This window comes from Flavobacterium sp. ZT3R18 (assembly GCF_007097385.1).
Lineage (GTDB): Bacteria > Bacteroidota > Bacteroidia > Flavobacteriales > Flavobacteriaceae > Flavobacterium.
In genome coordinates this window covers 258,374-280,485 of the sequence record NZ_VJZS01000004.1, presented here as the reverse complement: position 1 = coordinate 280,485, position 22,112 = coordinate 258,374, and the positions used below count along the sequence as shown (strand labels likewise).

Genomic DNA, 22,112 nt, shown 5'->3' with positions numbered 1-22,112 from the left:
ATGACAATGGCAATTTCAATGGCAATGGCAATTTCAAAAAAAACAAAGTATCAACAATTCATTATATGTTTTTGAAATAGTATTAAAATCAACACCTTTTTTGGACTGAAAACTGAAAAACTGAAAACTGAAACTGAAAACTGAAAACTGCGACTGAAAACTAAAAACTAGCAAATTCATCAACCAATAAATACTTTTTATCATGAAAAAAAACATGGGTGCTACAGACAAATTGATTCGTTCCGTAATTGGAATTATCATTGCTATTTTATATTATTCGGATATAATAACCGGTACGCTAGCCATTGTTTTATTGGCTTTTGCCATTATATTTTTACTGACCAGTTTTATTAGTTTTTGTCCATTGTATAAACTTTTAGGCATAAGCACCAATAAAAAAGAATAAGTATGGACGAATTACAATGCTGCGTGATATCCTGCGAGAAACCTTTGGATCAAACCTATTGGGACAACCAGTATCAAGCCAATACAACGGGTTGGGATCTAGGCGAAGTATCTCCACCTCTAAAAAGTTATATCGATACTTTAGAAAATAAAAACACTCGGATTTTAATTCCTGGGTGCGGGAATACGTATGAAGCGGAGTATCTTTTGGAACAAGGTTTTACCAATGTTACCGTCATTGATATTGCACCAACATTGGTAGAAAATCTAAAAACCAAATTCAAAGACAATCTCAACATCAACATTGTATTGGGAGACTTTTTTGAACATCAAGGCGAGTACGATGTAATAATCGAACAGACTTTATTTTGTGCCTTGCCGCCCACAATGCGTCAAAAATACGTTTGGAAAATGCATCAGCTTTTGGTTAAAGAAGGAAAAATTGCTGGCTTATTATTCAATCGAACTTTCGAAAGTGGCCCACCTTTTGGCGGAAGCCAAGAAGAATACAATTTGCTTTTTCAACAAGCTTTCGATTTTCTAAAACTGGAGATTTGTCAAAATTCCGCAACGCCAAGAGCCGGTTCCGAATTGTTTATAGAATTCCAAAAAAACAGCGAGGTACTAGTTAATCTATATCCATTTGAAGGTATCACCTGCAGCGGCTGCAAAAACAGCGTTTCCGAAAAATTTACCGCCATTGAAGGCGTTTTAAACGTGAGTATGAGTAGTGATTTTGCCGAAGTATTAATGGTAAGCAAAACCGAAATTGCATTAGAAACGCTGCAAAAAGAAATCGCTTACGATGCAAAATATAAATTGAACAAAAGCTATAAGGACTAAAAAAATCCTCCAGCTAAAGCACAATGTCATTAAGTTAAGCCGTTTTAACCGTCACTTCGAGTGATTTTGAATATTAATGCGATAGCTTTAATGTTCAAAATTGTATCGAGAAGCCTTAACGTAAGGGTTCTCGATACTTCGTAAAAATTTTCTATCGCAAATTATTACTCAACTCGAACTGACGAATCCTTAACTTAATGACATTGAGCTAAAGCACGAGACAATTCAGATTGCAATTTCGCTTGCAAGCATTCTAACATATCTAACAAAAAGAAAAAAATGGATAAATTTCAGGAAATTAAAAACAATCATTTGGCTCTAACACAATACTATCGCTGGTACCAAGTGTATGAATTGCCATTTAACACAGCACGAATAAATAATCAATTAGACATTTTAAGTGAAGATGTTGAAATTTCCTCACAAGCAGGAACCACAAAAGGTAAAGACGGTTTAGCAGACCGACTCAAAATATTTGAAGGTTGGCAAAATGCGCATCACGTAAAAAACACTCAGGTGCAACTTGAAGACGAAAACACTTTGAGATTAGAAGCCGATATTCTTTATCAAAACATACGCCCTGACGACAGTAGATATAGTTATACCATTCATTACTCTACCTTGCTAAACCTTAGAGAAAGTGATTTACCAGTATTTAAAACCGTAACGATACAGCCAACCGGAGTCATTGAAAACCCAGAATTCACAGCTGCCTATGCTGATAATCGAGCGAAATCATTCATGCACTATTGGTTGTATTTGATGGAAACTATAGAAAGTAATGCTCCTAAATTTGAAGAACTATTAGCTGAAAAATTTGAACTCAATATGAGTACAAATCCAAAAATAGAAACATTAGAAAAATTCCAAGAATGGGCTAGTTCTATTCCGACAAGAATAAAATCGAGTGGTCATTTTCCAAAAAACCTTATAGTAAAAGAAAATCAAGATCAAACGATTGAAGTATCTGTTGATTTTGAATGGCAAGGTGTTTCAATAGATGACAAACCAATGATTGCAGAAACTCATCACGATTGGACACTTGAAAACAATTTAGATGAACGATTTGCCCGCATGAAAACTATGACAGTTACTCAGACCAAACCATTTCAAATAGTGGAAACAAAATAGACATTTATCTATTTGTTACTATTCAGCCTAACAAAAATTTCACACGAATTTCACGAATTAACACGAATACAGGATCAAAATTGAATCTAATTTTACAAAAAAAACAATTTCACAATGCAATTTGTGCAAATTTGTGTAATTCGTGTCTGTTTTTTTTTTAAATCCTACGTTAATTTGGTGTAGGCTGAATAGTAACATCTATTTTAAACTTTTTAAACCCTCAAAAAAAAATGAAAAACCTACTATTCAACAACTGGCACATCATGCGTATTTTTCGTTTTGCTTTTGCAGTATTTTTATTCGCGCAGGCCTATTATACACAGGAATGGTTCTTCATCGCCTTTGGACTATTTTTCTTTATTCAAGCCATTTTTAATACGGGTTGCGGGCCAAATGGTTGCGCCGTTCCCAGAAATAAATACACCAAAAAATGAGTACATTCAACACTATTATTCAATCCGAGAAACCTGTATTGGTTGATTTTTTTGCTACTTGGTGTGGGCCTTGCCAAACATTGGCTCCTATTTTGAAACAAGTAAAAGACAATTTGGGAGAACGTATTTCCATCATCAAAATTGATGTGGACAAGAACCAACAAATCGCTTCGCAATACCAAGTTCGCGGTGTTCCCACTATGATACTTTTCCAAAACGGAAAGCAATTATGGAGACAATCGGGCGTTTTAAGCACCTCCGATTTAATTAAAATAATCGTAGAAAAGAGTAACTCATGACAAGAAAAGCTATTATTATCACTAGCATCGGAATTGTCATTGGTGCCATTTCTGGCTATTTATATTATCACTTTGTGGGCTGTGCTACGGGAAGCTGTGCCATAACTTCAAAACCGGTAAACTCCACACTTTATGGCAGTTTACTTGGCGGATTATTGTTTAATATGTTTGTAAAAGAAGAAAAAAACAGAAATTAAGTTATACTGCATTTGAATTTCTTTTAAAAGATAAACGAATAGCACGCTTGATTTTTAAAATTTCTCGCAAAGACGCAAAGACGCAAAAAAAAAAACGCTAGACTTTGCGTCTTTGCGACTTAGCGAGAAAATAACACAAAATAAAATTTGTCTTTAAATTTAATCTGGCAACAATAAATATAATTTTTCAAAGTATTTCACCCCGAAATACTTTTTTTAATTATCTTTGCTAACCAAATGGTTAAACTGTACAATTAAACAATATGGATAAGATAAAAACTGAAAATACTGAAACCGAAATATTAAATGCGGCAAAGGAGATTTTTCAACAAAAAGGAATGGCTGGAGCCAGAATGCAGGAAATTGCAGATAAAGCCAAAATAAACAAAGCATTGTTGCATTATTATTATAGAAGCAAACAACTTTTATTTGAGGCAGTTTTTAAAAGTGCTTTTACACTATTAGCACCTCAATTAAATAAGATATTAAATGATGACAGCGATTTATTTGAAAAAATAAGAAGATTTACTGAAAATTACATCTCATTTGTAATTAAGCATCCCTATTTACCAAATTTTGTCATTCAGGAATTAAATAAAAATCCAGAGTTTGTACAAACGCTTCGTTCAGAAAAAAATTTTCCTTCTATTGACAAATTCAAACTACAAGTTAGCAAGGCTATCAAACAAGGCGTTATTAAACCAATCGAAGCAGAACAATTATTTATCAATATAATGTCATTAAATATCTTTCCATTTATTGGCGAACCTCTTTTAATGGCTCTTGTTAATGTGGACAAAGAGGGCTACAATAAAATATTGGAAAATCGCAAAACAGATGTGGCAGAATTTATTATTAACTCCATAAAAATTTAAAATATGAAATCGCCATGATTCCAAAACACAAACTGGAATAAAGAATGGCGATACCATATTCCTTTAAAAAACAAATATCAACTACATATGAAAAATAAGTTAGTCATATTATTACTTTTCCTTATATCAATAAGCTCAAATGCACAACAAAATTTGACCTTGGAGGATTGTTATACATTGGTCAAAAAAAACTATCCAACCGCTAAACAGATTGAATTATTACAACAAAAGTCTAATTTTGAAATAAATGCATTAAACAAAAGTAAACTTCCTAAAATAGATTTAAATGCACAAGGAACCTATCAAAATCAAGTAACCGAAATTCCAAATCCATTTGTAACTCCGCTTAATAAAGACCAATACAAAGCTACACTGGATGTTAATCAATTGCTTTATAATGGCGGTTTGATAGATGCCAATACCAAACTCAAAGAAGCGCAAACCAAAACCCAACAACAACAAGTCGAGGTTAATCTATACCAACTCAAATCCAAAATCAATCAGTTGTTTTTTTCTATTTTACTTTTGCAGGAGCGAAAAGACCTTTTGATGACCAAACAAAAACAATTAGACTCTAAAATAAAAGAAGTCAAATCGGGTATTGAATTTGGTGCCATTCTACCCGCCTCCGAAAAAGTATTGGAAGCCGAAAATCTTAAAATCAAGCAACAGCTTTCGGAGATTCAATACGACAAGAAAAAACTATTCGAGAATCTTTCTTCCATAACCTACACCACTATTCCGGAAACAACTGTATTAGACAAACCTATTATTACAACGCCAACAAATACGGCTACAAACCGTCCTGAAATACATTATTTTGAATTACAGGAACAGCAAATCGAAGCCTCAAAAGACATACTTACTAAAACCAATTTACCCAAAATAAACGCCTTTGGAATTGCAGGTTATGGAAATCCGGGATTGAATATGGTTGAAAATTCGTTTGAACCTATTTTTATGGTTGGATTGAAAGCCAATTGGAATGTCTTTGATTGGAACAAATCAAAATCCGAGAAGGAAGCGCTTTCGGTTTCTGCCGATATCGTCGCTACCGAAAAAGAAACTTTCTTACTCAACAACAACATTCAACTGCAAGAAATCAATGCTGAAATACAAAAATCGGAAGCCAACATCGCCACCGATATGGATATAATCACACTAAGAGAATATGTAGAAAAATCAGCCAACTCACAATTAAAAAATGGCGTGATTACCACCTCCGAATATTTGACTGAATTCACCAATTTGTACGAAGCCAAAAACAGCCAAAAAATTCACGAAATACAATTGGAACTGGCCAAAGCAAACTATCAAGTTGTAAAAGGAGCCCCCTAACCCCCGAAGGGGGAACACGATTAAACTTTTAAACGATTAAACTTTTAAACAAAATGAAAAAAATATTTATCCTAGCACTCCTATTAAGCTTGTCTTCGTGCAACACAAACGACAACAAAGCAGATGGTTACGGCAATTTTGAGGCTACGGAAGTCACTATTTCGGCTGAAGCCAATGGGAAAATTGAGTTTTTGAGACTCGAAGAAGGCGATGTTTTGGCCCCAAAAACGCAAGTGGGTTTGATTGATACCACTCAATTGTATTTCAATAAACAACAGTTGGTGGCTTCAAAAGGGACTGTTTTTTCGAAATCAAAGAATGTTTTATCGCAAATCAATGTGTTGCAGGAACAGCTGAAAACCACTTTGATAGAGCAAAAAAGAATTCAGAATATGTTTGCGGAAAATGCAGCCACCAAACGCCAAGTTGACGAAATTGAAGGCAAAGTAAATGTGTTGCAAGAGCAAATAAAAAGCGTGAAAACCCAAAATGCGCCGATTGTAAACGAAGTAAAACCGATTGAAGTTCAGATAGAAAAGATGGACGACCAAATCCAAAAAAGTAAAATCATCAACCCAATAAAAGGAACGGTTCTAGCCAAATACTCCGAAGCAAACGAGATTACCGCTTTTGGAAAACCGCTCTATAAAATTGCCGATATTTCCGAAATGACCTTAAGGGTTTATGTGAGCGAAACACAGCTTTCCAAAATAAAAACGGGGCAAAAGGTTTCCGTGAAAATTGATGCGGAAAAAGATATGAAATACTATGAAGGAACGGTTTCTTGGATTTCATCTTCGGCTGAGTTTACGCCAAAAATCATTCAAACCAAGGAAGAACGGGTGAATCTTGTTTATGCCGTGAAAGTGAAAGTGAAAAATGATGGCAGTTTGAAAATAGGAATGCCGGCTGAAATGTGGATAGCCCCCTAACCCCCAAAGGGGGAATAATGAATTGAAATTGAATTTTGCCATTGAAATTACCATTGAATATGAGTATAATTGTCCAAAATATTTCCAAATCTTTCCAAAAGCTACAAGCCGTAGATACTGTTTCCTTTGAGGTCAATGAAGGCGAGTTATTCGGGCTGATCGGTCCGGACGGAGCGGGAAAAACAACCCTTTTCAGAATACTGGCCACGCTTTTGATTGCCAATGAGGGTAAGGCGAGCGTGGCGGGTTTTGATGTAGTCAAAGATTACAAATCCATTCGGAATTCAGTGGGTTATATGCCCGGAAAGTTTTCGTTGTACCAAGATTTAACGGTGGAGGAAAACCTGATTTTTTTCGCCACCATTTTCGGGACGACGATTGAGGAGAATTATGATTTAATCAAAGATATATACATTCAAATTGAACCTTTCAAAGAAAGAAGAGCTGGGGCACTTTCGGGCGGAATGAAGCAAAAATTGGCCCTGTGCTGTGCCTTAATCCACAAACCAAAAGTCTTGTTTCTTGACGAACCCACTACGGGGGTTGATCCGGTTTCCAGAAAAGAATTTTGGGAAATGCTCAAGCGATTGCAGCAAAAAGGGATCACTATCTTGGTTTCTACCCCTTACATGGACGAAGCGGCTTTGTGCGATCGAATTGCTTTAATTCAAAAAGGGAAGATCCTAAAGATTGACACACCCGAAAACATCATCAAAAAATACGATAAAACCATATACGATGTCCAAGCAAAAAACACTTTTCAATTGCTACAGGATTTAAAAAGTTACCCGAGTCAATACAGTGTTTTTGCCTTTGGGGAATACATCCATTATATTGATACCAATCCCGATTTTGACGCAAACGATTTGCAAAACTATCTTCAAGGGAAAAATCACGCTGAAATAGAGATTCATCTTTCGAATGTAACAATCGAAGATGTTTTCATGGATTTAACAACACTAAATAATTAAACCTTGAACACGGAAAAAATCATAGAGGTAAAAAATCTCAACAAACAGTTTGGTAGTTTCACCGCGGTCAACAGCATTTCTTTTGAGGTATACAAAGGGGAGATTTTCGGGTTTCTTGGAGCCAATGGCGCCGGAAAAACAACGGCCATGAAAATGCTTATCGGAATTTCGAAACCTACATCGGGAGAAGCTCTGGTGGCTGGTTTTGATGTAATAAGCAATGCCGAAATGGTAAAGAAGAGCATTGGATATATGAGCCAAAAGTTCTCGATGTATGACGATTTAACCATCAAAGAAAACATCACTTTTTTTGGCGGGATTTATGGCTTATCCAAAATCCAGATTAAACAAAAAACAGCGGAATTAATAAATGAATTGGGGCTTCAGGAAGTGGCGGATAAATTGGTGGGGGCATTGCCTTTGGGCTGGAAACAAAAACTGTCGTTTTCGGTGGCTTTATTGCACAATCCGAAAATTGTGTTTCTGGACGAACCAACCGGTGGCGTTGACCCCATCACAAGGAGACAATTCTGGGAAATGATTTATGCCGAGGCCCACAAGGGAACCACCATTTTTGTGACCACGCATTATATGGACGAAGCCGAATATTGCGACCGGGTTTCTATTATGGTCGAAGGCAATATTGAGGCCCTGGATACCCCAAAAAACTTAAAGCAACAGTATAAGGTGGCCTCCATGAACGACGTGTTTTTAAAATTGGCGCGAAATGTCGAGACACCATAAAAACCCAAGTTACCTCATATTCGCAGGTTTAAAACAGAACACAGATGACACAGATTGAACAAATTTACACAGATTTAAAGTTTATTTGTCAAATTTAAACAATGTCAACGCACAACGAATTCGTGAAATTTAAAAATGAACCATCCCGAATTCGTGTAAATTCGTGAAATTCGTGTTAACTTTTTTTAATTTGATATTTGCGGTAACACTATAGATTGCACGAATGGGAACTAATAATAACAACCACCAAAATGAAAAGATTTATCGGATTTGTAAAAAAAGAATTTTATCACATTTTTCGTGACAAACGCTCCATGTTTATCCTTTTCGGAATGCCTATTGCACAAATTTTATTGTTTGGTTTTGCCATCACCAACGAAATTAACAATGTAAACATTGCCATTTTAGACCAATCAAAAGACAGCGAGACGCATAAAATAATCAACAAAATTAGCGCTTCGGCTTATTTTCACATCGAACAGGAAATCACCAATGAGGCCCAAATTGAAAGTGTTTTCAAAAAAGGAAAAGTAAAAGCGGTTTTGGTTTTTGAAAAGGGATTCATCAAAAATCTGCAAACCCAAAAACAAGCAAAAGTCCAAGTAATTACAGATGCAACCGACCCGAATATAGCCAACACGATTACCAATTATGTGAATGCAATTTTGCAAAATCACACTCAGGAAATCAATAAGGCGAACAAGGCGACGTATCAAATACAAACCCAAACACAACTCTATTACAATCCCGAATTGAAAAGTGTCTTTACCTTCGTTCCTGGGGTAATGACCATTATCCTGATGCTCGTTTCGGCCATGATGACCTCCATTTCCATCACCCGGGAAAAAGAACTCGGAACCATGGAAATCCTTTTGGTTTCACCCATAAAACCCTTTCAAGTCATTCTGGGAAAAGTATTTCCCTATATATTTCTGTCGGTTATTAATGCTACTGTAATCCTTGTTTTAGGTTTTTTTGTGTTCAAAATGCCTATTGAAGGAAGTTTGATTTTACTGGCCTTGGAAAGCATTTTGTTCATCATTTCAGCGCTGTCATTAGGCATCTTAATTTCGACCATTACGGACTCGCAACAAACAGCAATGATGATTTCCTTAATGGGACTGATGCTACCGGTAATCCTTCTTTCGGGATTCATTTTTCCTATTTCCAGCATGCCGTACCCGTTGCAAGTCATCAGTAACATCATACCAGCCAAATGGTTTATCATCATCATCAAAGCCATATTGCTAAAAGGGGCATCAATCGATATAATTTGGAAAGAAACCTTGATTTTGATCGGAATGACGGTGTTTTTTATAGCATTGAGCATTAAAAAGTATAAGATCAGGCTGGAATAATCAATTTCAATAGCAATATTAATGGCAATATCAATTTCAATGGCAATAAAAAATAGCAATAAGTAAAAATGAGAACAATACTATTCATCATACAAAAAGAGTTCAAGCAAATCTTTAGGAATAAGGCCATGCTTCCGATTATATTTGTTTTACCGCTCGTTCAACTATTGATACTATCAAATGCCGCCAGTTTTGAGGTTAAAAACATCAAATTCTCTTATGTAGACAACGACCATTCCGCTGCTTCAAGGGAACTGATTCATAAATTTCAGGCATCCAATTACTTCAATGTTATTGAAAGTTTTCCTTCAAAAAAAGAAGCGGACCTACAAATGCAAAAAGGAAAAGTGGATGTAATTCTCGAAATTCCCAATCATTTTGAAAGGGATCTCATGAAAGAAAAAAAAGCAACGCTTTCGATAAGCATCAACGCAATCGATGGTGCCGCCGCAGGAATTGAAAACGTTTATATTTTGCAAATTATAGCCAACTTTAATCAAAATATTAAATCCAAATTGTTACAGTACAACGATGGTACATTTATACAACCACAAAGCATAAGTATTATCCCGTCCTTTTGGTACAACAATACGCTGAACTATAAAACGCTTATGGTTCCGGGGATTTTGGTGCTGCTGGTTACGATGCTTACGCTTTTTTTGTCTTCCATGAATATTGTTCGCGAAAAAGAAATAGGAACGTTGGAACAAATAAATGTGACACCTATTAGAAAACATCAATTTATTATTGGGAAATTATTTCCGTTTTGGGTGTTAGGATTGGTCATATTAACTGTCGGGTTGATCATTGCCAAACTGGTTTTCAATGTCCCCATGTTAGGTAATATTGGTTTGATTTATTTGTTTACTTCGGTTTACTTGTTGGTAATCCTCGGAATGGGGTTGTTAATTTCCAATTACACCGATACCCAACAACAAGCCATGTTTATCGCCTGGTTTTTTGTGGTGATTTTCATTTTGATGAGCGGTCTGTTTACCCCCATCGAAAGTATGCCTCAATGGGCACAAAATGTTTCCCTATTAAACCCTATCCGTTATTTTGTGGAAATCATAAGGATGGTCATGCTTAAAGGGGCTTCATTTTCGGACATAACAACGCCATTTATCATTATCTGCTTTTATGCTTTTGTACTGAATGCTCTGGCAGTTTGGAGTTATAAAAAGGTTAATTAGCAAACTCAAATTTTAAAAGTCAACAAATAAAAGCACTCTTTACTTTGGTAGTGCTATAGCAAAAATCAGTGTATAGCCATTGAGAAAACGAACATCACACCAATTACTTAAAAAAAACATGAAATTTAACACCAAATTAAAATCCTTTGTACTCTCCACGATGTTACTTGTTTTTTCAGCTGCACAAGCTCAAAAAGCGAATGATTTAATTGGCAAATGGGGATTCAGCGACTCTCCCCGTGAAATTGAGATTTATTTTGAAAACAGCAAATACTATGGTAAAATCACCAAAATATCTGGTGAAGACAGTAAAGAAAAAGCAGGGCATATTATGTTCAAAGACTTGATATATGACCCATCCGAAAATAAATATACAGGCAAAATGAATGCTCCCAGTGGTATGACTGCATCCGGCGAATTAGTCTTAGCCGATAGAAACAAACTTAAAATTAGCGTAAAAAAACTATTTTTCAGTAAATCATTAACATTAAAAAGGATAAAATGAAACAACCTTTAGTGCTGCGTGTTTTTTTTTGATTCATTGATTTTCGGATGCAAAAAAAACACCTTGTTAAATCCAATCCGTATTTTGTTGAAATCATAAGGATGGTCATGCTCAAAGGCGCCAGCTTCTCGGATATCACAATGCAGTTTTCCGTTATAACTGCCTATGCTATCGCTTTAAACGCTTTGGCGGTATTGAGTTATAAAAAAGTTAATTAATTACAGCCTTTCAAAAAAAACAATAAATTTGAATCATCATTAAAATCAAAAACCTTAAAATATGAAAAATTTAATTGCAGTTTTAGTTGTAGCCCTATTTTCAGCAGGCATGAATGTGAATGCTCAAGAGACAAAACCAAAAGAAACTCCGAAAAAAGAATGCAGCGCAAAAGATAAAAAAGCTTGCGCAAAAGATCACAAAACCTGTTCTGCGGAAGAGAAAAAAGCTTGTGATAAAACAAAAAAAGCTTGTTGTGCTGCTAAAACTGAAAAGAAAGCGTAATTTAATTTATAATGACCCTAAAAGAGTGTTTGAACCTTCAAACACTCTTTTTTTTTGCAAAAAACTCATTTACAGACAATTTATTACTAAAAACACCTTTGCTGCTATTTTATAATTCTATATTTTTGAGAAAACTTATTTTTCATGATCAAAAAATCATCGATTACTGTTGCAATACTTATACTGTTTTTTGTTGTTTTCAGAGTTTTTATTGTAGACCGCTGCAGTTCAAAAGATGCCGAATATACCGAGGTTCTCTCTTCCAACAACGCTTACGTAGGCGATCAATCCTGCAAAAATTGCCATACTGCCGAGCATCACCAATGGAAACAATCCGATCATTATATGTCTATGCTTCCTGCGAATGATTCGACAGTAAAAGGAGATTTTAACAATGTGACTTTCACTGCCGATGGCATTACCAGTAAATTCTATAAAAAAGGCTCTAAATTTTTCATTAATACCGAAGGAGACGATGGAAAAAACCACGATTTTGAGGTAAAATATATCTTTGGATACCAACCCTTACAACAATATTTAGTTCATTTTCCGGGAGGTCGCATGCAAGTACCTCGCTTAAGTTGGGATGTCAATCAAAAAAAATGGTTCAATCAATATGCAGGTCAAAAAATACCTTCTCACGATTGGTTTCATTGGACCGGTAATTCCCAAAATTGGAATACCATGTGCGCCTCCTGCCATTCGACCAACTTGCATAAAAATTACGACACCAAAACTGATTCTTATAAAACCAGTTATAGTATCATCAACGTAAGTTGTGAGAGTTGCCATGGCGCAGGCCAAAAACACCTTGGGTATGTAAACAGTGCCGATTATAAATCAGGGGATAAAGTGATGGGCAGTTTTATGAAATTAGGCAAAAAATCCGGTCAATTGGAACAAATCAATACCTGTGCGCCTTGTCATGCCCGTGTCTCCGAAATTAGTGCTAAACACATTGAGAGTGGGGAAATCATGGACAATTACATTCCGCAAATTCCAGATACCGAGAATTTCCATCCCGACGGGCAAGTAGATGACGAAGATTATATTTATACTTCTTTTTTACAAAGTAAAATGTTTAGCAAAGGAGTAAAATGCAGCAATTGCCATAATCCGCATAGCACCAAATTGAAACACACAGGCAATCAAACGTGTGTGCAATGCCATGTAGCGAACAAATATGATACCCCAAAGCATACTTTTCACCCATTGGGATCCAAGGGAGCATCTTGCATAAACTGTCACATGCCCGGAAAATTGTATATGGGAAATGATTTGCGTCACGATCATAGTTTTCGAGTTCCCCGTCCTGATCTTTCTGTAAAATACGGCACACCAAATGCTTGTAGCAACTGCCATAAAGACCAATCCGAAAAAGCCTTGGCCGATGCAGTAATCAAATGGTATGGTCCTAATAGAAAACACCATTTTGCCGATGATTTGATTCCGGGAAGCCAATTGGATGCCAAAAGTGAAGCCCATTTAGCCCGATTAATCAATACTAAAACCACTCCAGAGATTATAAAAGCTACTGCTGCTTTTTACTTGGGTAGCATTACAACCTCAACGAGTCTAGCTACTTTATTATCTTGCTTAAATGATAAAGATGCACAAGTGAGATATAGGGCATTACGCAGTTTGTCGAATTTCCCTCCAAATGGTTGGATAGACAATGTAGCTCCATTAGTATCAGACAAAGTAAGAGCCGTTCGTATCGCTGCCGCCGATTTATTTATAACCCTGCCCAAAGATCAAATACCAAGTCAATACGCAAGTGCTTTTGATGCTGCACATATAGAATTACAAAAATACCTTCGCTATCAAACTGATTTTTCGACAGGGAATATAATGCTTGCCGATTATTATCTTAAAATGCAGGATTACACAAATGCCGAACTTTTTTACCTAAAAGGACTTAGAAAAGACAGTCAGATGAACTATGCCCTGCTCAATTTATCCACACTGTATAATACCGTTGGAAAGAATGATGCTGCTTTAAAAATACTGCAACGTGCGTTAAAAAACGATGTAGCCAATGAACGCATTTATTACAATATGGCTTTGCTTTATAATGAAATGAATGACAAACCTGCGGCCGAAAAATCATTTGCCAAAGCAGTTTTCTTAAAATCTCAAAATCCAAGAGTGTATTATAATTATGGTTTGATGTTGAATGCCAATAAAAAATTCAAAGAGGCTGAAGCTATTTTGCAAAAAGGAATCGCCATAAACCCTACTGCTCCCGATCTTTATTATGCCCTTACTTTTGTTTATATTCAGACTGAGAACAAGATAAAAGCACAACAAACTGCTTTTCAATTGAAACAATTGGATCCAAACAACCCTAATTATCAGGAGTTATTTAAAAATTTGGGTGTGTAGCAGTAAGTTATTGTGGCAACCATTTATGTAATATCGCTTCTAAATCAGATTCAATAATGGGTTTTGATACATAATCATTCATCCCGTATTCTAAACATTTATCTTTTTCTCCAACCATAATTCCAGCAGTTAAGGCAATTATAGGTGTATTTTTAGCCTTTTTTAGTTTTCTAATTTCTAATGTTGCTTCATAACCATTTTTTATAGGCATTTGAACATCCATTAAAATCAAATCTGGTCGATGCAATTCAAATTGCGCAATACCTTCATTCCCATCTCTGGCTTCAAAAATGATAACATTAGGAATAATTCTTTTAACCAACGTTTTAGCCAAAAACAAATTGATTGTATTGTCCTCAACTATTAAAACTTTTAGGACATTTGAATTTTTAATCCTATTCACTTCACTTTGAATGATCTGATTCGTCAATTCTATAAAAGCGGTCTTTATTGGAGATGCATTTTTTAATTTAATAGCAAAGAAAAAATCGCTACCATCGCCATATTTGCTTTCTAAATGTAAACTGCTATCCATTAGTTCCAACAAAAGATTAGATATGGCCAACCCTAAACCTGTTCCCCCAAACTTTTTTGACGTAGCATTATCTTCTTGCACAAAGGAGTTAAAAATTTTCTTTTGGTTGTATTGCTTTATCCCAATTCCTGAATCTTTTATCGAGAATCTAATGGTTGATTTATCTTTTTTACTCATTTTCACTAAATCAACATCTAACCGAATGTACCCAAACGAAGTAAACTTTAAGGCATTACTAATTAAGTTGACTAATATTTGCTTAAACCGGATAGAATCTGCGTAGATATATTGAGGCACTTTGTCTCCAATATTTAGCGATAAATCAATATTTTTTAAATTGGCTTGATGCTTAAATAAGTCTATGACTTGGTGCAATAGATCATACAGATCGGTTTGTTCGATATGTAACTCTAACTTTCCAGATTCAATTTTAGAAAAATCGAGAATGTCATTAATTATTTCCATCAATGAATTGGCAGATACATTAATAGTTGACATATACTCCAATTGGTTTTTTTCGAGATTTGTTTTCATGAGCAAATCTGTAAAGCCAACAATTCCATTTAATGGTGTTCTAATCTCATGACTCATATTCGATAAGAAATTAGACTTTGCTTTATTGGCTTCCTCGGCTTGCTGTTTGGCTTTAGTTAACTCCTTGTTGGTTTGTTTCAGTTTATCATTAATTTCCTCATACTCTATATATTTGGTAAGTAAATCTTTTTCATTTTCCTCGGCTTTTTCTTTGGCACTAATCAATTCCATTTCCATCAACTTACGCTCTGTAATATCTCGAATGGCTCCCACAATAACTTGAGGTTGATTATTTTTATCCCATTTTAAAGTACCCAATGCATGAACCCAACGTTCCTCATTATCGTTAACTCTAATTATTTTATATTCTTTATTAAATTGCATCTTTTTTCCAACAACCTCATCCAATAGATAATCAATCATAATTTTACGCCAAGCGGGATGAACTATTGACAGCCATTTTTTGGAGTTTAAATCATAACTGGAGTCAATCCCAAAAATAGAGTTTACTAAATCAGTATGCGTCCAATTTCCAGTAGTCATATTGATACTATAAGTCCCTAGTTCTGCTATTATTTGAGTTTCTTTCAAGAATAATTCACTTTCTTTCAGTCGTTCTTCGGCACTTTTTCGCTCCGTAATATCAATAATACTGGCTCGAATTAACGTTTTATTTTCGTCGGGCAATCGAACCAATCGAACATCACAAAAAAGAGGTTTCCCTTCGCTATCTAGGTGAATCCATTCAAATGTTGGCTTCCCTCCTGCAATGGCTTCTGAAATTTTTTTCTCTGCTAGTTCTGCTGACAACATACCGTTGGGTTGGTATTCTGGGCTTAAGTCTATTGGTCCTACTTGCAATAGTTCTCTTTCTGTCATTTTAAATAAAACCAAAGCACTTTGACTAACAGTAACAAATTTTTGTTGCTCCATATCCATTACTACAAGAGCTTCTGGAGCATTCTCTACCAAAATCCTAAAACGTTCTTCTTTTTCTCTTAATGCCTCTATTATTTGAATCCGTTCTGTAACATCTTTTGCAAACAAAAGCACTTGCGTCTCCGAAAGTTTAACGGCATCAATAGACCAGCTACAAATAGTTCCATTTTTATGAGCAAAAGGCATAATAACATTTAAAGCTCCTTTTTGCAAGAGGGTTTCTAAATTAGCAATAACACTAGCTATTGACGCTGGAGGTGTTAAATCTTGAAGGGACATTTTTAACAACCTACTTTTAGAAAAACCTGTAATTTTTGTTGCTGCTGGATTAACTTCTAAAAAACAACCTTTTTCATTGGCTACAAAAACACCTTCGGGAGCATTCTCTACATAATTCCTGAATTTAGCATTACTCTCTTGTTCTCGCTTTTTTTCCTTAATGGCAGCCACTTCTTTTTCTTTGGCTATAATTTCATCTTCAATTCGTTTTTTCTCGGTTATATCTTGAGCAACTCCTCTTAAAGCTATAACATCTCCATTCTCATTGACTACAGGAACTCCTGTCCCGTAAACCCACTTAAAACGATTTTTGGGCAAAAGTACTTTATGTATAATTTCATAAGGCTTTTTACTAGCAATAGATTCGTTTATCTTATTATCTAGTACTTCTTTATCTTCTGGTGTAAAACGGCTTAAATAATTGGCATACAAATCGTCCTCTGCACCTTTTGAAATTTCAAAAATCCGAAATAATTCGTCAGACCAAATCAAAGCATTCGATACTAAATTAAATTCCCAACTGCCTATTTTAGCTATTTTCTGAGCATCATTTAATAAACTCTCACTGGCGATTAATTTTTCCTGAATTTTTTTTATTTCGGTAATATCTCTACCAATTGCATAAATGAGTTTTTTTGAAAGATTTATGATGGTAGTCCATTGCACCAAAAAATATTCTCCATTTTTCTTTAGAATTCTGTTTTCAAAATTTACCGAAGTGGTTCCTTGCAAAAGCTTCTGTAATACCTCATTGGTCTGGGCTATATCCTCGGGATGAATACATTTTAAATAACTGTGCTGTAGCAATTCCCGTTTAGAATATCCTAATTTTTTAACAAAAGCGGGGTTGAATTTTTTGAAATAAGTATTAAAATCCGTAACACAAATAAAGTCTGATGTCTCTCGAGTAAAAAATTCAAAATTAACTATCGAATCTTCTTTCTTTTGCAATTTAAGGAGTTCTAACTCTAGTTTTTTTGTTTTTTGGAGTAATTCTTCAACAGAGCGTCTATTTTCTTTCATACGTAGATACTATTGTTTTTGTTGGAATATGGTATCGCCAAATCTTCATTGGTGTTTATCTCATCTGTTACTATTTTATTTTGATATTCGATGATTTTCAATTGCGACCAATTTATGGTCATGCTCATTTCATATACAGACATTTATTATTTTATCGATGGTATCTAATTCCTTCGCCTATTCGCAAAATCTCGGGTCGCATATCTTTATTGGTTTTCCTTCCAATTTTAGATCGTGTTCATTTCATAATCACATAGCAAAAAATGAATTAATAAACAAAACCATCTAACAAACATATAAGCTTAAAGATATAAAAAATTACTTTACACAATATGCTAATCATTAAATAATTAGGTCATATTCAATTATTTACATAATAAATTAAGAAATATATTATGTAAATAAAACATCAAAAAACAACACTTCTTATTCATTAGAAATAAAATATAAGTTCAAAAAAAAAGTCTTTCTTTATTTAAAAAAATAAAGAAAGACTAGATTGTTTTTCGATTAAAACAGGACTATTTTGAATTCAAAAGCACACTATAATATCATTTAGTATTACTCATTCAACCATTTAAATACCGTTTCCTCTAACTCCACTCGATTAATGGGTTTTGATATATAATCGGTCATACCGTGCTCTAAACATCTTTCTTTTTCGCCACTTAAAACTCCAGCAGTTAATGCAATTATAGGGATGTGCCTGAACTCTTTTAATTTTCGGATTTCTCGAGAGGCATCGTACCCATTAAGAATAGGCATTTGAATGTCCATTAAAACAATATCTGGAATTGTCGTTAGCACTTTTTGTACCGCTTCATAACCATTGGTTGCTTCAATAATGGTGCATTTATCGAATAAATTTTTGATGAGTGTCTTTGCCAAAAGCATGTTGATTTTGTTGTCTTCGGCTATCAAAATTTTTAAATCGGAATGTCGTTCAGAGGTATCCCTTTTATTTTTTACTTTTATTTCAGGAATAAAAGGCAGCTCTTCCATTTTTTCATTCACTTTTTCGAACTCAATTGTAAAGAAAAAATCACTTCCTTCTCCAAAAGTGCTTTTTAATTTGAGCTCACTATTTTTTAACCCTAAAAGTTGATTTGAAATTGCCAGTCCTAAACCTGTTCCTCCATATTTCCTAGTCGTTGTGCTATCTGCCTGAACAAAAGACTGAAATATTTTCTTTTGGTTTTTTGTTTTGATTCCAATACCTGTGTCTTTTACAGAAAATTTTATTTTTGAAAATCCATCTTTTTCCTCAACCAGATTTACATTTAGTCTGACATGTCCAAAAAAAGTAAACTTCATGGCATTACTCAATAAATTCAATACGATTTGTTTTAATCGAATAGAATCTCCAATTATATATTGCGGAACTTTAGTATCGATGTTAATTATTAAATCAATTTTTTTATAATTGGCTTCGTATTTAAATAAATTAATAATTTGATGCGACAATTCATGGAGATCAATTTCTTCAAAATCCAATTCCAGTTTACCCGCTTCAATTTTAGAAAAATCCAAAATATTATTGATAATATCCATCAATGTATTTGCTGATTCATTTACCATATTGAGATATTCTAATTGGTCTTTATCGAAATTCATTTTCAACAATAAATCGGTAAAACCTACAATTCCGTTTAGCGGTGTTCGTATTTCATGGCTCATGTTTGCCAGAAAATCAGATTTGGCTTTATTAGCAGCTTCTGCTTTTTCTTTGGCTTTAATGGTTTCATCAATTTGCTTTTTCTGGGTAATATCTTGCACTACGCCTTTTAGGGCAATGACAGTATTGGTATCATCAACAATTGGAACTCCTGTACAAAAAACCCATTTCGTTTTTTCGTTGTCCAAAACGATTTGGTGTTCCATTTCGTAAGGAATATTATTTGCAATGGTATTTGCAACGTTTACATTTAATAATTCAGCATCTTCTGGTGTAAAACGGGATAAATACTCTGCATAAAGATTAGGATTATTTGGTTTATTTTGAATTTCAAAAATTTTATACAACTCATTAGACCAGTTCAATTCTTGTGTCATTAAATTAAAGTCCCAACTTCCTATTTTAGCAATTTTTTGGGCTTCATTCAGTGATCTTTCGCTAGACAATAGCTTTTTCTGAGTTTTTCTAGTTTCTGTTATATCTCTTGCAATGGCATATATCAAATTATTAGATACATTCAAATTAGCCTTCCATTGCAAATAAACTACTCCTCCACTTTTGGTAATGTAGCGATTCTCAAAATCTACGCTGGGATTATTATACGTCAAAAACTGTACTTCGGCTTTTGTTTTTTCTAAATCTTCTGGGTGAACAAAATCGATAAATGGTTTAGATAACAATTCTTCTTTTGAGTAACCTAACACTCTAGCAAATGCTGGATTTACAACTTTAAAATAGCAATCAAAATCTGCAATACAGACTAAATCTGGGGATTCATTTACAAAAAATTCAAAATTTGTAATTGCATTTTTTTCAGTAATTACTTTTTTTATTTGTATTTCTTGTTCGTTTGCTTTCTCAAGCAATTCTTGGTAGGTTGGTTTTACATTTATCATTGTATAAAATTCAAAATGGTTGATTGGTTATTTGAGCGCTAATGTTTCACAAATATAATATAGTCATGTCTAAATAAGACATCTTTCAAAAAAAATAAATACGATTATTCGTAAAGCATATTCTACCACAATTCTTACCCTTTTAAGTTTTTTTAAAGCCACAAAATATAAAGCCACAACCAATTTGCAAAAAATAAAACTGGTTCTAGTTTATTGCCATTAGACGTACCAATTTAGTACAATCATCTATAATCAAATGATGCTTTGTATTGATTCTTACCTAATTTGAATTATTTAAACACCTAGTTCACATTAGACTTCTTTATGAAGATGGATAATTCAGTAAAAACAAATTAAAATGAAATGCATTCTCAGTACAAAACGCCAATTTAACAAGATAACAATGCGTAAAAAATCATTGTATTTAAAATAAATACCTACATTTGAAATCTAAAAAAAATAAGCTATTCGAAAGAATAAATAAGTACATGCAAAATTCTAAAAAAATATCCTCAGAAAAAGAGTTTCGAATAAATCTTAATCCTTTCACTCAAAAAAGGAATTACGGTTTTACCTATCAAAATTTCGAAAATGAGGAATTAATCAGCACCTTTCATTACGAAACGGAAATAATATGCGATGAAAACGATTATAGCTATGCCATTTTTGAAATAAACAGGAAACAAATTTTTATTGACAATCAAGCTCCCGATTTAAAAATGGAACAGTTAGCCCATTCATGTGCTCAAGCAATTTTCCCTATTCGGGTAAAAACAAACCAGGAGGGCGAGATTGTTCAAATTATCAATCATGAAGCAATTAAACAAAGATGGACGCCAATAAAAGAAAATGTATTGAATTATTACCAAGGAGAAATAGTTCAAGAAATAATCCTTAAAACCGAAATGGTATTGCTAAATCAAAAAAAGCTACAGCAATCAATTGAGAAAAACTGGTTTTTTCATTTATTTTTCAAGCCATTGTATAAAAGCTACAATCAAAACAAACCAACTGTATCTATATGGGAATCGCCTGTATTTGGAAATCAAAACATAAAATATGAAGTTCATCATACGGTAGAAGAAAATTATTCTCCAACCAATAAAATTTTCATAAATGCCAAAGGAAAATCTATTGATGAAAGAACCATTCAAGAAGTTCTAGATAAGTGCAACTATCCCAAATCTAAAATGGCAGAAATTGAATCAAAACCACTGGACTCTGAAATGGAAGTACAATACAAGTTGTATGGAGAAGACAGAAGTATATTTTCAATTATCGCAACTTTCAAAACACAAATAACAGCACAAAAACACAAAACGATACAAACAGAAATCTATCATTTACCCGAAAACAGTTCATACAGACCGGAATCTCGCAAAAGTATGAGAGAAAACAGGGATCTATGGCAATATTATCAAGACAAAGAGGACGATGATATTATCGATATAACCGCAAAAATTAGAAACGCACCTCCTAAGCCCAAAATTAAACCCGTATATTCAGAAAACCGAATTTCATTATTAGTTGACGATGATGAACCAATTGTAGAAAAAGCTAATTTCTGGACTAGAACCAAATCAATTTTCAATAAAAACAAGTAAACCCAATACTATTTATTATGGCCGAGAAACATTTTGTCGTACAAGGAGCAACCTGCCAATGCCAGTTTAGTGTAGAGCCCAAAACAGACAAACTAAAAGTATTGACACATGCTAAGCATTACGCCAACGACAAAGATGGCAGTAAAAAACTCATTGCCACCGATAAAGAGATTGGGCAAACAATGGAGAAAAACACCTTTGGCAAATGTAAAAAACAGCCTGCTGGGAATGATTACTTGCCCTGTATGACTAATATTACCAAGTGGAGCGGTATGTACGAAAAAGTAACCTACTCTAACAAAGGTAAAGGCTTGCTCGAAGACAGTAAAGCAACTTGCCCCATGGGAGCTCCCGATTGTATCACCATAAAAGATCATGGACAAACTGCAGAAGTGACCAAAAAAAATACGGAGAGCAGTAAACCAGAAGTATTAAACGAAATCTTGCCTGGTGTGAACTTTACGGATTTGGGTAATGCTATTTTAATGATTGAAAACAAGGCTTAAAAAATACAAA

At 34.3% G+C, this 22,112-nt stretch carries 21 protein-coding genes; 18 read left to right on the top strand and 3 right to left on the bottom strand.

Translation table 11 applies throughout. From position 1 onward, the window contains the following. The first annotated feature begins 202 nt into the window (after nucleotides 1–202). The 16 genes from FNW52_RS07120 to FNW52_RS07045 all read left to right on the top strand — a co-directional run bounded on the left by FNW52_RS07120 (nucleotide 203) and on the right by FNW52_RS07045 (nucleotide 14,111). The gene (locus tag FNW52_RS07120; protein WP_143376770.1) at nucleotides 203–406 is read left to right on the top strand and encodes a DUF2892 domain-containing protein; all 204 of its coding nucleotides are present in this window, start codon (nucleotides 203–205) and stop codon (nucleotides 404–406) included. 2 nt (nucleotides 407–408) lie between these two features. Continuing rightward, nucleotides 409–1,248, top strand: coding sequence for a methyltransferase domain-containing protein (locus tag FNW52_RS07115; protein ID WP_143376769.1), 840 nt, complete (start codon nucleotides 409–411; stop codon nucleotides 1,246–1,248). A gap of 279 nt (nucleotides 1,249–1,527) precedes the next feature. Then, nucleotides 1,528–2,379 carry a hypothetical protein gene (locus FNW52_RS07110; RefSeq protein ID WP_143376768.1) on the top strand — a complete coding sequence of 284 codons (852 nt, stop codon included), beginning with the start codon at nucleotides 1,528–1,530 and terminating at the stop codon, nucleotides 2,377–2,379. A gap of 230 nt (nucleotides 2,380–2,609) precedes the next feature. Beyond that, complete coding sequence (locus FNW52_RS07105; protein ID WP_143376767.1) at nucleotides 2,610–2,813, top strand: hypothetical protein; 204 nt, start codon at nucleotides 2,610–2,612, stop codon at nucleotides 2,811–2,813. Beyond that, the gene (gene trxA / locus FNW52_RS07100) at nucleotides 2,810–3,112 is read left to right on the top strand and encodes a thioredoxin (RefSeq protein ID WP_143376766.1); all 303 of its coding nucleotides are present in this window, start codon (nucleotides 2,810–2,812) and stop codon (nucleotides 3,110–3,112) included. The genes FNW52_RS07105 and trxA overlap by 4 nt, the downstream gene beginning before the upstream one ends. Continuing rightward, complete coding sequence (locus tag FNW52_RS07095) at nucleotides 3,109–3,309, top strand: DUF6132 family protein (RefSeq protein ID WP_143376765.1); 201 nt, start codon at nucleotides 3,109–3,111, stop codon at nucleotides 3,307–3,309. The genes trxA and FNW52_RS07095 overlap by 4 nt, the downstream gene beginning before the upstream one ends. Before the next feature lie 263 nt (nucleotides 3,310–3,572). Beyond that, entirely contained in the window at nucleotides 3,573–4,184 is a 612-nt protein-coding gene (locus FNW52_RS07090) for a TetR/AcrR family transcriptional regulator (protein WP_143376764.1), read from the top strand. A gap of 87 nt (nucleotides 4,185–4,271) precedes the next feature. Continuing rightward, nucleotides 4,272–5,522 (top strand): TolC family protein, encoded by a 1,251-nt coding sequence (locus tag FNW52_RS07085; protein ID WP_143376763.1) that lies wholly within the window; start codon nucleotides 4,272–4,274, stop codon nucleotides 5,520–5,522. Nucleotides 5,523–5,575: 53 nt separating this feature from the next. Continuing rightward, a complete protein-coding gene (locus FNW52_RS07080; protein WP_143376762.1) occupies nucleotides 5,576–6,454 on the top strand; it encodes an HlyD family secretion protein in 879 nt (292 codons plus the stop codon). A 59-nt stretch (nucleotides 6,455–6,513) separates the two neighbouring features. Next, nucleotides 6,514–7,425 (top strand): ABC transporter ATP-binding protein, encoded by a 912-nt coding sequence (locus FNW52_RS07075; protein ID WP_143376761.1) that lies wholly within the window; start codon nucleotides 6,514–6,516, stop codon nucleotides 7,423–7,425. 3 nt (nucleotides 7,426–7,428) lie between these two features. Beyond that, nucleotides 7,429–8,169: an ABC transporter ATP-binding protein gene (locus FNW52_RS07070; protein ID WP_143376760.1), complete on the top strand. Its 741-nt coding sequence runs from the start codon at nucleotides 7,429–7,431 to the stop codon at nucleotides 8,167–8,169. Between the two features lie 251 nt (nucleotides 8,170–8,420). Continuing rightward, nucleotides 8,421–9,527: an ABC transporter permease gene (locus FNW52_RS07065; RefSeq protein ID WP_143376759.1), complete on the top strand. Its 1,107-nt coding sequence runs from the start codon at nucleotides 8,421–8,423 to the stop codon at nucleotides 9,525–9,527. Between the two features lie 68 nt (nucleotides 9,528–9,595). After that, a complete protein-coding gene (locus tag FNW52_RS07060; protein ID WP_143376758.1) occupies nucleotides 9,596–10,720 on the top strand; it encodes an ABC transporter permease in 1,125 nt (374 codons plus the stop codon). A 118-nt stretch (nucleotides 10,721–10,838) separates the two neighbouring features. Next, nucleotides 10,839–11,225, top strand: a complete 387-nt coding sequence (locus FNW52_RS07055; protein WP_143376757.1) for a DUF2147 domain-containing protein — start codon at nucleotides 10,839–10,841, stop codon at nucleotides 11,223–11,225. Nucleotides 11,226–11,504: 279 nt separating this feature from the next. Continuing rightward, a complete protein-coding gene (locus tag FNW52_RS07050) occupies nucleotides 11,505–11,726 on the top strand; it encodes a hypothetical protein (RefSeq protein ID WP_143376756.1) in 222 nt (73 codons plus the stop codon). Nucleotides 11,727–11,870: 144 nt separating this feature from the next. Beyond that, on the top strand, nucleotides 11,871–14,111 hold the full coding sequence (locus FNW52_RS07045; protein ID WP_221933386.1) for an ammonia-forming cytochrome c nitrite reductase subunit c552: 2,241 nt from the start codon (nucleotides 11,871–11,873) through the stop codon (nucleotides 14,109–14,111). A gap of 7 nt (nucleotides 14,112–14,118) precedes the next feature. On the opposite strand, the gene FNW52_RS07040 is transcribed toward FNW52_RS07045, so the two are convergent. The 3 genes from FNW52_RS07040 to FNW52_RS07035 all read right to left on the bottom strand — a co-directional run bounded on the left by FNW52_RS07040 (nucleotide 14,119) and on the right by FNW52_RS07035 (nucleotide 19,992). Next, nucleotides 14,119–17,421: a PAS domain S-box protein gene (locus FNW52_RS07040; protein ID WP_143376755.1), complete on the bottom strand. Its 3,303-nt coding sequence runs from the start codon at nucleotides 17,419–17,421 to the stop codon at nucleotides 14,119–14,121. Further along, nucleotides 17,418–17,564 (bottom strand): hypothetical protein, encoded by a 147-nt coding sequence (locus FNW52_RS20955; RefSeq protein ID WP_221933385.1) that lies wholly within the window; start codon nucleotides 17,562–17,564, stop codon nucleotides 17,418–17,420. The genes FNW52_RS07040 and FNW52_RS20955 overlap by 4 nt, the downstream gene beginning before the upstream one ends. Nucleotides 17,565–17,982: 418 nt before the next feature. Then, on the bottom strand, nucleotides 17,983–19,992 hold the full coding sequence (locus FNW52_RS07035; RefSeq protein ID WP_143376754.1) for a PAS domain-containing protein: 2,010 nt from the start codon (nucleotides 19,990–19,992) through the stop codon (nucleotides 17,983–17,985). A gap of 488 nt (nucleotides 19,993–20,480) precedes the next feature. On the opposite strand from FNW52_RS07035, the gene FNW52_RS07030 reads away from it, so the two are divergent. After that, the gene (locus tag FNW52_RS07030) at nucleotides 20,481–21,596 is read left to right on the top strand and encodes a hypothetical protein (RefSeq protein ID WP_143376753.1); all 1,116 of its coding nucleotides are present in this window, start codon (nucleotides 20,481–20,483) and stop codon (nucleotides 21,594–21,596) included. A 17-nt stretch (nucleotides 21,597–21,613) separates the two neighbouring features. Further along, nucleotides 21,614–22,102 carry a DUF4280 domain-containing protein gene (locus tag FNW52_RS07025; protein ID WP_143376752.1) on the top strand — a complete coding sequence of 163 codons (489 nt, stop codon included), beginning with the start codon at nucleotides 21,614–21,616 and terminating at the stop codon, nucleotides 22,100–22,102. The last annotated feature ends 10 nt before the right edge of the window (nucleotides 22,103–22,112 follow it).

Excerpts from the sequence above, each read along its gene's own strand:
- FNW52_RS07120 (WP_143376770.1), top strand. The coding sequence starts at position 203 with ATGAAAAAAAACATGGGTGCTACAGACAAATTGATTCGTTCCGTAATT.
- FNW52_RS07115 (WP_143376769.1), top strand. The coding sequence starts at position 409 with ATGGACGAATTACAATGCTGCGTGATATCCTGCGAGAAACCTTTGGAT.
- FNW52_RS07110 (WP_143376768.1), top strand. The coding sequence starts at position 1,528 with ATGGATAAATTTCAGGAAATTAAAAACAATCATTTGGCTCTAACACAA.
- FNW52_RS07105 (WP_143376767.1), top strand. The coding sequence starts at position 2,610 with ATGAAAAACCTACTATTCAACAACTGGCACATCATGCGTATTTTTCGT.
- trxA (WP_143376766.1), top strand. The coding sequence starts at position 2,810 with ATGAGTACATTCAACACTATTATTCAATCCGAGAAACCTGTATTGGTT.
- FNW52_RS07095 (WP_143376765.1), top strand. The coding sequence starts at position 3,109 with ATGACAAGAAAAGCTATTATTATCACTAGCATCGGAATTGTCATTGGT.
- FNW52_RS07090 (WP_143376764.1), top strand. The coding sequence starts at position 3,573 with ATGGATAAGATAAAAACTGAAAATACTGAAACCGAAATATTAAATGCG.
- FNW52_RS07085 (WP_143376763.1), top strand. The coding sequence starts at position 4,272 with ATGAAAAATAAGTTAGTCATATTATTACTTTTCCTTATATCAATAAGC.
- FNW52_RS07080 (WP_143376762.1), top strand. The coding sequence starts at position 5,576 with ATGAAAAAAATATTTATCCTAGCACTCCTATTAAGCTTGTCTTCGTGC.
- FNW52_RS07075 (WP_143376761.1), top strand. The coding sequence starts at position 6,514 with ATGAGTATAATTGTCCAAAATATTTCCAAATCTTTCCAAAAGCTACAA.
- FNW52_RS07065 (WP_143376759.1), top strand. The coding sequence starts at position 8,421 with ATGAAAAGATTTATCGGATTTGTAAAAAAAGAATTTTATCACATTTTT.
- FNW52_RS07060 (WP_143376758.1), top strand. The coding sequence starts at position 9,596 with ATGAGAACAATACTATTCATCATACAAAAAGAGTTCAAGCAAATCTTT.
- FNW52_RS07055 (WP_143376757.1), top strand. The coding sequence starts at position 10,839 with ATGAAATTTAACACCAAATTAAAATCCTTTGTACTCTCCACGATGTTA.
- FNW52_RS07050 (WP_143376756.1), top strand. The coding sequence starts at position 11,505 with ATGAAAAATTTAATTGCAGTTTTAGTTGTAGCCCTATTTTCAGCAGGC.
- FNW52_RS07045 (WP_221933386.1), top strand. The coding sequence starts at position 11,871 with ATGATCAAAAAATCATCGATTACTGTTGCAATACTTATACTGTTTTTT.
- FNW52_RS07040 (WP_143376755.1), bottom strand. The coding sequence starts at position 17,421 with ATGAAAGAAAATAGACGCTCTGTTGAAGAATTACTCCAAAAAACAAAA.
- FNW52_RS20955 (WP_221933385.1), bottom strand. The coding sequence starts at position 17,564 with ATGTCTGTATATGAAATGAGCATGACCATAAATTGGTCGCAATTGAAA.
- FNW52_RS07035 (WP_143376754.1), bottom strand. The coding sequence starts at position 19,992 with ATGATAAATGTAAAACCAACCTACCAAGAATTGCTTGAGAAAGCAAAC.
- FNW52_RS07030 (WP_143376753.1), top strand. The coding sequence starts at position 20,481 with ATGCAAAATTCTAAAAAAATATCCTCAGAAAAAGAGTTTCGAATAAAT.
- FNW52_RS07025 (WP_143376752.1), top strand. The coding sequence starts at position 21,614 with ATGGCCGAGAAACATTTTGTCGTACAAGGAGCAACCTGCCAATGCCAG.